Genomic DNA, 11,414 nt, shown 5'->3' on the forward strand with positions numbered 1-11,414 from the left:
ATGACGTCCGTGCACGAAGGCGACCTCGTCCTGGGCGCGCTCGGCTCGCTGGGCACACCGCTGGACTGCAGCGGTTTCAACCGCCTCGACCTGGAGGGCCCGCAGGTGCTGTGGCTGGTCGCGGCGGGCGCCCTGGACCTGTTCGCGGTGGACGCCGCCCAGCAGGGCCACTGGCACCACCTCGGCCGGCTGGAGGCGGGCTCGCTGCTGCTCGGCCCGGTCGCCGGCCCCCAGCACACCCTGGTCGCCCGCCCGCTCAGGGACTGCGTGGTGCACCGCATCGGACTGCGCGAGCTGTACCAGCCCGCGAACACGCAGACCTGGTCGTACGACGAGTACGGCAACCCCCAGTACGTGCCGCCGACGTCGAGCCCGCTGGAGTACGCCCTGGCCCTGGGCGTGGGCCGCGGCCTGTCCGTCCTCTTCCAGGCGCCGATGGCGACCGAACGCGCGGCGGATGTGACCGACGACGACGTGTTCTGGATGCAGGTGCCGCCGGGCAGCGTGCAGTACGGGTCGCTGTACGGCGCGGAGGCCGCCGCCGACCTGCTGATGGACCCGGCCGTGTGGCAGAGCATGGTGGACCAGCAGTACCGGCTTCTCACCACCCTCGACCGGTGGATCGAGCAGCTGGAGCGCACCCATGAGTCCCGGACCGCCGCCGGGATCAAGGCCGGTGAGGCGGTCCGCGCCCAGGCCGACCGGACACTGCTCGCCTCGATCGGCCGGGCGTCGGCGAAGCGGACGACGGCCGCCGACGCCGACGCCACCTACGCGGCCTGCAAGCTGGTCGCCCAGGCCGCGGGGATCACCCTCGCCGAGCCCGCGCAGAGCGGCACCGAGAGCGACCGCCTGGACCCGGTCGAGCGGGTGGCCCTCGCCTCCCGGGTGCGCACCCGGGCCGTACGTCTGGACGGCCGCTGGTGGCGGGACGACGTCGGCCCGCTGGTGGGTCATCGGGCACTGTCGGGGGCGCCGGTCGCGCTGCTGTGGCGGCGCGGCGGCTATGTGGCGGTGCATCCGTCGACCGGACGGGAGACGCCGGTCGAGAAGGCCAACGCGGAGGAGTTCGAGCCGCGCGCGGTGATGTTCTACCGCCCGCTGCCCGAGCGCCGCCTCGGGCCGCTGGGTCTGCTGCGGTTCAGCATGCGCGGCACGCGCGGTGATCTGCTCGGTCTCGTGCTGGGTGGGCTGGTGACGGTGGGGATCGGCGCCCTGGTGCCGATCGCCACCGGCAAGGTGCTCGGCGAGTACGTGCCGCGGGCGCAGCAGGGCCTGATCGCGCAGGTCTGCCTGGCGGTGATGATCAGCGGTGTGGTGGCCGCCGCGTTCATGCTCCTGGAGAACCTGACGATCCTGCGTCTGGAGGGCCGTATCGAGGCAACGCTCCAACCGGCCGTCTGGGACCGGCTGTTGCGGCTGCCCACCCAGTTCTTCACGCAGCGCTCCACCGGTGAACTGGCCAGCGCGGCGATGGGCATCAGCGCGATCCGGCGGCTGCTCGCGGGCGTCGGCCCGGTGGTCGCCCAGTCGGTGACCGTCGGCGCGATGAACCTGGGCCTGCTCTTCTGGTACAGCGTGCCGATGGCCCTGGCGGCGATCGGCATGCTCGTGGTGATCGGCGCCGTGTTCCTGGGCCTCGGGCTGTGGCAGGTGCGCGGGCAGCGGCGGCTCGTGGTGCTCGGCAACAAGCTGAACAACCAGGCGTTCCAGACGCTGCGCGGCCTGCCGAAACTGCGGGTGGCGGCGGCCGAGAACTACGCGTACGCCGCCTGGGCGGGCGAGTTCGCGCGCAGCCGTGAGCTCCAGCAGAAGGTGGGCCGCGTCAAGAACCTCACCACGGTGCTGGGCTCGGTCTATCTGCCGGTGTGCACGCTGCTGATGTTCATGCTGCTGGCGGGCCCGGCCAGGGGCGCGATGTCGGCGGCGGCGTTCCTCACCTTCAACACGTCGGTGACGATGCTGCTCACCTCGGTCACCCAGCTGACCGGCTCGTTCGTCTCGGCGGTGGCGGCTTTGCCGCTGTTCGAGGAGATCAGGCCGGTGCTGGAGGCGACGCCCGAGGTGCGCACCGCGAGCACCCGGCCCGGACCGCTCTCCGGCGCGATCGAGGCCCGCCGACTGTCCTTCCGGTACGCCGACGACGGTCCGCTGGTCCTCGACGACGTGTCGTTCGCGGTGCGCCCGGGCGAGTTCGTGGCGATCGTCGGCCCGAGCGGCTGCGGCAAGTCGACCCTGCTCAGGCTGCTGATCGGCTTCGACAGGCCGGTCTCGGGGAGTGTGCTGTACGACGGGCAGGACCTCGCGGCCCTCGACCAGTCGGCGGTGCGGCGCCAGTGCGGGGTGGTGCTCCAGCACGCGCAGCCGTTCACCGGGTCGATCCTGGACGTCATCTGCGGCACCGAGCCGTACACGCCCGAGGAGGCGATGGCGGCGGCCGAGATGGCGGGGCTCGCCGAGGACATCAAGCGGATGCCGATGGGACTGCACACGATCGTCTCGGGCGGCGGCGCGGTCTCCGGCGGGCAGCGCCAGCGCCTGATGATCGCCCAGGCCCTGATCCGCCGCCCGCGCATCCTGTTCTTCGACGAGGCGACCAGCGCCCTGGACAACGACACCCAGCGCACGGTCATCGAGAGCACCCGCAAGCTGAACGCCACGCGCATCGTGATCGCCCACCGGCTGTCGACGGTGCTGGACGCCGACCGTGTCATCGTCATGGAGGACGGCAAGGTCGCCCAGCAGGGCCCGCCCGCCGAACTCCTCGCCGACACCGGCGGCCGACTGCACGAACTGGTGCGACGGCAGCTGGCGTGACGGGTCAGTCGAGGCCGGGGACCGGTGCGCCGGAGGGCACCCCGGCCTCGACGTAGGCCTCGTACAACTCCTTCCAGGGCACACTCGCCCCGGCGTGCGGCCCCTCGAACTGCTCGCCGCGCGCCTTCGCGTCCAGGGCGGCCAGACACACGTCCCAGCCCGCGCCGTTGCGGGCGGCGGTGTCCTTTGCGCTCAGCACGTTGGTGAGGGTGAAGCGGGTGCGCCCGCCCTCGGCCTCCTCCAGGTCGAAGCGGAGTTCGTCGCCGCCCCATTCGAAGGACAGGTGGCGCGGCGGGTCCACGGCGAGCACACGGCCGGTCGACTCCGGCATGTTCGGGTCGCCGCTGAACCGGATCGTGCCGCCGGGGCGCAGCTCCATCTCGGCGCGGGACGGGAACCACTGGACGAGTTCACCGGGGTCGGTGACGAAGTGCCAGACGCGGTCGAGCGGGTGGTCGTAGACGCGGCTGAAGCGGACGGCGGGGCGGCCGTCGTCCAGGGTCACGAAGGTGCCGGTCGGTTCGGCGGACATGGCGGATCAGTCCTTCGGGGTGAGGGATTCCCTGCGGTCGTCGCTGTCGTCCGACGTCTCGTCGAGCCGCCGGCCCAGTGCGTCCAGGCTGCTGTTCCAGAGCCTGCGGTAAGGGGCCAGCCACGCGTCGAGCGCGGCGATCGGCGCCGGGTCGAGGGCGTAGACACGGCGCTGGGCGTCCTGTCGTACGCGCACGAGACCCGCCTCCCGGAGCACCTTCAGGTGCTTGGAGGTGCCCGGCTGACTCAGGCCGCATGCCTCCACGATCTCCCCGACGGGCCGGGGCCGCTCCAGGAGCAGCGCGACGATGGCCCGCCGGTGGGGATCGGCGAGGGCGCTCCAGAGCGCGGCGTCGGACATGCGGACCAATATGCCTCTGCAGTTATATGCCTGTCAAGGAATGCAACCCTCTGTCGAAGCACTCCAGGGCGCCCACCCCAGCGAAACGTTGCCGTTTCGCTGGAGCTGCCCTAGTCTCCATGTGTACGAAACAGTTTCGTTTACAGGCTGCTCCGTACGGACTGCCGTGCCCTCCCTCACCGAACGACTTCCCTGGAGTGGTTCCGATGCCCCAGAACACCCTGACCAAGGGCGACCGCCCGGTCGCCGCGGCGTCGGCGCCCGCCGCCTCCGCCAAGCGCTGGTGGATCCTCGCCGTCGTGGCCGTGGCCCAGCTGATGGTCGTCCTCGATGCCACGATCGTGAACATCGCCCTGCCCTCGGCCCAGGCCGACCTCGGCTTCTCCGACGGCAACCGGCAGTGGATCGTCACCGCGTACGCCCTGGCCTTCGCCTCCCTGCTGCTGCTCGGCGGGCGCATGGCGGACCTGTTCGGCCGCAAGCCCGCCTTCCTCGTCGGCGTCGTCGGCTTCGCGGCCGCCTCCGCGCTCGGCGGGGCCGCCACCGGCTTCGGCATGCTGGTCACCGCGCGCGCCCTCCAGGGTGCCTTCGGCGCACTGCTCGCGCCCGCCGCGCTGTCACTTCTCAACACGACGTTCACCGACGCCCGCGAACGGGCGCGCGCCTTCAGCGTCTACGGCGCGATCGCCGGTGCCGGCGGTGCCGTCGGCCTGCTGCTGGGCGGCATCCTGACCGACGCCTTCGACTGGCGCTGGACGCTCTACGTCAACGTGGCCATCGCGGTCGTCGCCTTCGCCGGCGGCTGGATCCTGCTCGGCAACCACCGCGACGCCGCGAACTCCAAGCTGGACGTGCCGGGCACGATCCTCGTCGCCACCGGACTCTTCGCCCTGGTGTACGGCTTCTCCAACGCCGAGACCCACGACTGGGGTTCGCCGCTGACCTGGGGCTTCCTGCTGGCGGGCGGGGTGCTGCTGACGGCCTTCGCCTGGTGGCAGACCAAGGCGGAGCATCCGCTGCTGCCGCCGCGCATCCTGCTCGACCGCGACCGCGCGGCCTCCTTCCTCGCGCTGCTGATCACCGGCGCGGGCATGTTCGGCGTGTTCCTCTTCCTCACCTACTACCTGCAGCTCAACCTCGGCTTCAGCCCGACGAAGACCGGTGTGGCGTTCCTGCCGATGGTCGGCGCGCTGATGGTGACCGCCCAGGTCGGCACCACGGCCTTGCTGCCCCGGATCGGCCCGAAGACGGTCATCCCGCTGGGCTTCGCCGTCGCCACGGCCGGCATGGCCTGGCTGACCGGCATCGGCGTCGCGTCCTCCTACACGAGCGCGGTGCTGCCGCAGCTGGTCGTGATCGGCGTGGGCCTCGGCCTGGTCATGCCGCCCGCGATGCAGCTGGCCACCGGCGGGGTCGCGGCCGAGGACGCGGGTGTCGCCTCGGCGACCGTCAACGCCATGCAGCAGGTGGGCGGTTCGATCGGTACGGCGCTGCTGAACACGCTCGCCGCGAGCGCCGCGACGGACTACCTGGCCGGCCGTGACGCGACCAGCAGGCTGGTCCGGGCGCAGGCGACCATCGAGAGCTACACCACCGCCTTCTGGTGGTCGGCGGGCTTCTTCGCCGCGGGCGCGCTGATCGCGTTCCTGCTCTACCGGCGCGGAGTTGTGAGCCAGGACCCGGCCGCGCCCGTGGTCCACATGTGACGACCGCGAGGGCTCCGCGGCTCCGCCGACCGGAGTCCACCGGTCCGAGGGGCCGCCGTCCACAGGGAGACGGCGGCCCCTCCTCGCTGTCCGCCGGTGGTGTTCGTATACGGCGGCCGCGCCGTGGTGCCGGGTTGGTGGCCGTGACGTAGGCCCTGGGACTGAAAGAACCACCGCATCGTCAAGCGAACTGACGCAAGTTCACTCGGTCGAGTGAACCCGATCTTGTCTTGCGTGTCGCGGGGATGGTCGCGGCCCGGCCGGGGTAACTACCGGCATCGAACGCGCCCCGGGCGAGGTGGAGCAGACATGGCACCGGATGCCGAGGACCGCGGCCCCCGGCCGCCACCGGAAGCCGGTGCGGCACGCATCGGAATCGGACCGCCGGCGGCGAACTCCTGTGCCCGCACCCGGGTGAGCGGGCAGTTCACCGTCGTCGTGGCCCTGGGCGAGGTCGACATCGCGACCGCGGGCCTGCTCAGTGAACATCTGGACGCGGCGACCGCGGAGCCTCGCCCGGACGTCCTGGTCGACCTCAGGGACGTGGACTTCCTCGACTGCTCCGGGCTGCGCGTGCTGTGCCGGGCCGAGGCCCGGGCCCGGGAGCGCGGCGGCCGGCTGCGCCTGGTGGGCGACGGGGCGCTGCTGCTGCGGCTGCTGCGCGGCTCGGGGCTGCTGGATCGCTTTCCACCGCTCCCCGGGATGCCCGGGGAGCGGACGTGATACCGGGGATCGGCGGGCGGCCCCACTCCGCCCGGCCGATCCCCGGTTCGGGATCCATGGTCTCCGTGACAGGGCTCGCACTCCCCATTCTGCGGGCCTGTTCCGGCATGTCCGGAGACCGGGGATCCCGGTCCCTCAGAACGTGAAGACGCTGGTCCCGTAGGAGTTCTTCACGCACTCGTTGCCGAAGGTGTGCTCATAGGAGACGCGCTTGCCGCGCCAGACACCATCGACCGTGACGACGACGGGGTTGTACTCCCTGGTGCACGGCTTGTCGCTGCCGGTCGTCAGGGCGTCGAAGTCGCCGCCGGCGCCGCGCAGTTCGGCGCATGCCTCGACCGCGGCCGGATGAGTTCCGGAGGGGGTCGGGGCGCAGTTCAGCGTGACGGCGCGCTCCGGTGTGGCAGTGACCGCACTGTCGCCGTGGCCCACGGTGAGCACCAGGGCCGACGGGGCGTAGAGCGCGGACGGGGCGGTGCCCGGTGCGGCGCCGGCAGCCCCGGTCAGGGGTCCGCAGACGGCGACGGCCGTGAGGCCGAGGGTCGCTGCCCAGCGCGCGGTGTTCCGCATTGTGTGCATCCTTCCGCTCGAATAGACGGTGCCGCCCCCGACTCCGGTCTGGTGCCGGAGCGGCGAGCGCCACTCTGCCGACTCCGCCGCCGAAACTCACATCCCACCCACCGGTTTCAGTAACCTTGCGTGTTGAATCAGTGGCGTGAAGTTACGGAGTTCGAACGTTACAACCCCGAAACTGGGCGGCTCTTGATCGCTCGAAGCGGCCAAGTGGCTGGATTTCACCGCCTCGTTAATAGTCCTGAAACATTCCGGTTCTGCCCTCGGCAGACTTCTCCGGGACCCCTTGTGTTCACCTCCGACCGGAGTAATCGTGATTACATGATTACGACAGAGCAACGAGAGAAGCTGCGCGGCTGGTTCGCCGGCCGACTGCCCGAGGACCTCTTCGAGGCGCTGGTCGAGGTGACCGCCGACCGCGAGGAGATCACCGTGATCGGCCGCATCCCCGCACCCCGGCTCGCCGAGGACGTCTCGGACCCCGAGCGGGACGCGGCCGTCCAGGGCCGGATCCAGGAGTTCCGGGAGCGCACCCGGGACGCCCGGATCGCCGTGGCCCGCGATGCCGAGCACCGGTTCGAACGGAAGGTGTCGTGGGGCGTGGAGTGCGCCGGGCAGCGCGCCCTGTTCACCCATGTCGCGGCACCCGTGATGACCCGGCTGCGGCAGCCCGAGCGCCAGGTGCTCGACACGCTCATCGCCGGCGGCGTCGCCCGCAGCCGCAGCGACGCCCTGGCCTGGTGCGTACGACTGGTCCAGCGCCACACCGACGACTGGCTCACCGAACTGCGTGAATCCCTCGAACACGTCCAGCGGGTACGGGCGCAGGGCCCGGACGCCGAGGGGGTGACCGATTCGCCCACGGATTCCACCGCCGCCGACACCCAGGAAGGGTGAGACACCCTCTGGAATCCCCGGTGGACGTACCTGCGGCTACCCGCGAGTATCGTCGGCGCGGCGCATGCTCGACGACGAGAGGCGGGACGTACGAATGGCGAAGCACTGGGCGGACTTCCAGTACGAGATCTATCTGAACGGGATGGCGGGGACCGTGCCCCGGCTCCCCACCGACCTGACCCGGCTGGAGGAACTGGCCGAACACCGGCTCGGGCCGGGTCCGGTGGGTTATGTGGCGGGAAGCGCGGGCGACGGCAGCACCGCGCGCGCCAACCGGTCCGCCCTGGCCCGGCGCCGGATCGTGCCCCGCATGCTCAGGGACGTGCACGAACGCGACCTGTCCGTCGAGGTGTTGGGCCGTGCCCTGCCGGCGCCGCTGGCCCTGGCTCCGGTGGGCACCATTTCGATCATGCATCCGGACGCCGAGTCCGCCGTGGCCCGAGCCGCCGCCGCACAGGGCGTGCCGTACATCCTCTCCTCCGCCTCCAGCACGCCGATGGAGCAGGTGGCGGAGGCGATGGGGGACGCCGAGCGGTGGTTCCAGCTGTACTGGGGCAAGGACCGTGAGGTGACCCGGAGTTTCCTCGGCCGGGCGAAGGCGTCCGGGTACACGGTGCTGGTCGTCACGCTCGACACGCCGATCCTGGCCTGGCGGCCGCGCGACCTCGACCAGGCGTACCTGCCGTTCCTGCACGGGGTCGGCACCGCCAACTACTTCTCCGACCCGGCCTTCCGGGCGGGCCTGAGCAAACCGGTGCACGAGGATCCGAACGCGGCCGTGCTGCACTTCCTCGGCCTGTTCGGGGACGCGAGCCACACCTGGCCGGATCTGGCGTTCCTGCGCGAGCACTGGGACGGGCCGATCGTCCTCAAGGGCGTGCTGCACCCGGACGACGCGCGGCTGGCCGCCGACGCCGGGGTGGACGGTGTGGTCGTGTCCAACCACGGCGGCCGTCAGGTGGCCGGTTCGATCGGCGCGGCCGACGCGCTGCCCCGGATCGCCGAGGCGGTCGGCGACCAGCTGACGGTGCTGTTCGACAGCGGGATCCGCACCGGCGACGACGTCTTCAAGGCCCTCGCCCTCGGCGCACGGGCGGTCCTGCTCGGCCGGCCGTACGTCTACGGGCTCGGTCTCGACGGACAGGCGGGCGTCGAGCACGTGATCCGTTGCCTGCTCGCGGAGTTCGACCTCACCCTCGCCCTGTCGGGACACGCCGCCCCCGCCACGGTCGGCGCCGCCGACCTCGTCGCGGAGTCCGCATGACCGCGCCGAAGAACGTCCTCGCCGTCGTCCCGCGGCATGTGGGCGGACGGGCGGCCGGAGCCGGACTGGGCACGCTGTTTCCCGAGAGCGCCCACGTCACCGTCGTCGAGGCGACCGACGAGGACCCGGCCGCGCTACGCGAGGCGCACGTCGTGGTCACCGCGCTCGGCCCGGTGACCGCCGCGCACCTCGCCGCCGCGCCCGGCCTGGAGCTGGTGCAGTGCGCGAGCCACGGCTTCGACTACGTCGACGTGGCCGCGGCACGCGAACGCGGGGTGCCGGTGTGCACCATCGGTTCCAGCGGCGCCGAGGCACAGAACGTCGCCGAGCAGACGTTCGCGCTGATGCTGGCGCTGGCCAAACAGCTGGTGCCCGCGCACAACGCGCTCGCCCAGGGCGACTGGGCGCTGCCCCGCCTGCAGCGCTCGCTCACCGAGCTGTCCGGCAAGACGCTCGGCATCGTGGGGCTCGGGCAGATCGGACAGCAGGTCGCCCGGCGCGCCACGGCGTTCGACATGACCGTCCTGTACACCGGACGCCGCCGTCTCGCGCCGGAGACCGAGGAGCGGTTCGGCGCGCGGTACGTCCCACTGGACGAACTGGTGCGCTCCTCGGACTACGTCACGCTGCACGCGCCCCTCACCGACGAGACCCGGCATCTGCTCGACGCCGATCGCCTCGCGCTGCTCAGGCCCACGGCCTTCGTGATCAACACGGCCCGGGGCGCGCTGATCGACCAGGACGCGCTCGCGGACGCCCTGGAGAAGGGCACGCTCGCCGGAGCGGGCCTCGACGTCTTCGACCCCGAACCGCCCACTTCGGCCCTGCGCGTGCTCGGCGCCCCGAACGTGGTCCTCTCCCCGCACGTCGGCGGCGTCACCCGCGAGACCCTCGTGAGGATCGCGCTGGCCGCGGTCGAGAACGTCAACGCGTACCTGGCGGGCGCCCCGCCACGGGACGTGGTCGACGAGCCCTGACCCGAGACCTCGTGACCTAGCCCTCCCCCGGCAGCCGGACCGGCTGTGCCGACGGTCCGCCGGTGCCGGCGATCGACAGGGAGCCGGGGGCGGCCGACGGCGGGTCGGTCAGCCAGCGCTGGCCGGCCGAGCGGTCGCGGACCTTGACGACGACGGCGGCACCGGGGCTCTCGCCGGTGCCGGCGAGCGCGAGGGTCTCGTCCCAGCGGGGCAGCAACTCGCCCTGGACGGTGAGGTCGTAGCGCACGTCGTCGCCGCGCTCACCCCCGTCGTCCGCGCAGGTGCCGAGGATGACGACCCCGGCGTCGGCGTGCGAGTCCAGGCACAGGCCGTCGTCGGCGCCGCTGCGCAGCAGCCCGTCGTTCTCGTACGTCCACTGCTGGGTCGGCGCCGCGGAGCACGCCGCCAGGACCGCTTCCGCCCCGGCCTGTGGCGTGCCGTCGATGTCGAGGCACAGGTCGGCGGCCGCGTTGCGCAGCCGGGTCCGCCGGCTTCCGGTGGCGGCGGGCGGGGACTGGGAGTCGGTGCCCGGCACGCCGTGGGCGCCGGAGGCGCTGGTGGAGGAGACCGGGTCGGTGCCGTCGTCGCCGTCCGGCCAGACGCTGACGGCGAGGACGGTGGCGAGCAGCCCGGCACCGGCGATACCGACCCCGGTGAGCAGGGCCCTCGACGGCCGGGAAACGTCCTCGGCGCGGAGCGTGGGCACCGGGATCCGCGCCAGCAGCCGGGACCGCGGGCCCCCGCGCCGGCGTCCGCCGCCGTGCCGGGAGACCGTGCGGGTGCGCGGCTGCGCGGTGCCGCTGCGGCCCGGGCGCGAGTCGAGATAGCGGCGGGCTCCCCAGCCGAGGACCGCCTCGGCGAGCAGCATGCCCGGACGGGCCTCGACATGGCTCAGTTGCTCGGCGGCGTGCCGGCAGTACGGGCACTGGGACAGATGCTGCTGGACGTCCGGCAGCAGGGCGCCGCCGCGCCGGATCGGCACGTCCAGGAGGCGGTTGTAGAAGCGGCAGTCCTTGGTCGGCGCGAGTTCCCGGTGGGCGCGTACACAGCCCTCGCGGAATTTGTCCCGCGCCTCTTGGAGTGCGGCCGTCGCGGTCTCGGCATCCATGCCCAGCAGGCCGGCGGGTATGTTTATCGACTCCGCCTCGACCTCGATGTGCCAGAGCAGGCACTGGGCGAGCCGCGGAAGGCCCAGGAATGACCGCTCGGCGAGAAGGCGGTTTTCGGGGGTCATGGACTTCGAGGCGCGCATGCCGCGGCCTCCGGCGGGTTTCCCGAGATCGGGCAGAACCTCTGCTATTCGGTCTTCGGCCGACCAGTTCCCCACCGTGTCGCGGACGGTGACGAGCAGTCGGGGCCGCAGCGCCTCGGCCGGTTCGCCGAGCGCCAGCCGGTCGAAGACCTGGTGGAAGGCGGCGGCCGTGACCATGTGGGCGAGCGTGCCCGCGGTGGCCAGGCAGATGACCGCGTACTCGTGGACGGGCCGCCAGTGCCGGGCCATCAGCAGGGCGGCGGACCGGGAGGCCTCGGCGTCGGAGCCCGCACGCAGCGGGGCGGCGAGGGAC

10 protein-coding genes are annotated in these 11,414 nt (G+C 72.3%); 6 read left to right on the forward strand and 4 right to left on the reverse strand.

Going from position 1 to position 11,414, the window contains the following annotated elements; all coding sequences use genetic code 11:
* Positions 1-2,817, forward strand: coding sequence for an NHLP bacteriocin export ABC transporter permease/ATPase subunit (locus tag IPZ69_RS06880; protein WP_235453096.1), 2,817 nt, complete (start codon positions 1-3; stop codon positions 2,815-2,817).
* 4 nt (positions 2,818-2,821) lie between these two features.
* Here IPZ69_RS06880 and IPZ69_RS06885 read toward each other — a convergent pair whose 3' ends face one another.
* Positions 2,822-3,349 carry an SRPBCC family protein gene (locus IPZ69_RS06885; RefSeq protein WP_235453097.1) on the reverse strand — a complete coding sequence of 176 codons (528 nt, stop codon included), beginning with the start codon at positions 3,347-3,349 and terminating at the stop codon, positions 2,822-2,824.
* A 6-nt stretch (positions 3,350-3,355) separates the two neighbouring features.
* Positions 3,356-3,709: an ArsR/SmtB family transcription factor gene (locus IPZ69_RS06890; RefSeq protein ID WP_235453098.1), complete on the reverse strand. Its 354-nt coding sequence runs from the start codon at positions 3,707-3,709 to the stop codon at positions 3,356-3,358.
* Between the two features lie 206 nt (positions 3,710-3,915).
* Between IPZ69_RS06890 and IPZ69_RS06895 the strand changes: the two genes are divergently transcribed.
* Both IPZ69_RS06895 and IPZ69_RS06900 read left to right on the forward strand, forming a co-directional pair.
* Positions 3,916-5,415: an MFS transporter gene (locus IPZ69_RS06895; protein WP_235453099.1), complete on the forward strand. Its 1,500-nt coding sequence runs from the start codon at positions 3,916-3,918 to the stop codon at positions 5,413-5,415.
* 309 nt (positions 5,416-5,724) lie between these two features.
* Positions 5,725-6,138, forward strand: a complete 414-nt coding sequence (locus tag IPZ69_RS06900) for an STAS domain-containing protein (RefSeq protein ID WP_235453100.1) — start codon at positions 5,725-5,727, stop codon at positions 6,136-6,138.
* A gap of 135 nt (positions 6,139-6,273) precedes the next feature.
* Here IPZ69_RS06900 and IPZ69_RS06905 read toward each other — a convergent pair whose 3' ends face one another.
* A complete protein-coding gene (locus IPZ69_RS06905) occupies positions 6,274-6,708 on the reverse strand; it encodes a protease inhibitor (RefSeq protein WP_235453101.1) in 435 nt (144 codons plus the stop codon).
* Positions 6,709-7,032: 324 nt separating this feature from the next.
* Between IPZ69_RS06905 and IPZ69_RS06910 the strand changes: the two genes are divergently transcribed.
* The 3 genes from IPZ69_RS06910 to IPZ69_RS06920 all read left to right on the forward strand — a co-directional run bounded on the left by IPZ69_RS06910 (position 7,033) and on the right by IPZ69_RS06920 (position 9,849).
* Entirely contained in the window at positions 7,033-7,608 is a 576-nt protein-coding gene (locus IPZ69_RS06910; RefSeq protein ID WP_235453102.1) for a hypothetical protein, read from the forward strand.
* 94 nt (positions 7,609-7,702) lie between these two features.
* Complete coding sequence (locus IPZ69_RS06915; protein WP_235453111.1) at positions 7,703-8,872, forward strand: lactate 2-monooxygenase; 1,170 nt, start codon at positions 7,703-7,705, stop codon at positions 8,870-8,872.
* A complete protein-coding gene (locus IPZ69_RS06920) occupies positions 8,869-9,849 on the forward strand; it encodes a 2-hydroxyacid dehydrogenase (RefSeq protein WP_235453103.1) in 981 nt (326 codons plus the stop codon). The genes IPZ69_RS06915 and IPZ69_RS06920 overlap by 4 nt, the downstream gene beginning before the upstream one ends.
* Before the next feature lie 16 nt (positions 9,850-9,865).
* On the opposite strand, the gene IPZ69_RS06925 is transcribed toward IPZ69_RS06920, so the two are convergent.
* On the reverse strand, positions 9,866-11,414 hold a 1,549-nt coding region (locus IPZ69_RS06925), incomplete at its 5' end, for an RICIN domain-containing protein (RefSeq protein ID WP_235453104.1).

Origin of the sequence: Streptomyces olivochromogenes (assembly GCF_021538895.1) — a bacterium.
GTDB lineage: Bacteria > Actinomycetota > Actinomycetes > Streptomycetales > Streptomycetaceae > Streptomyces > Streptomyces olivochromogenes_A.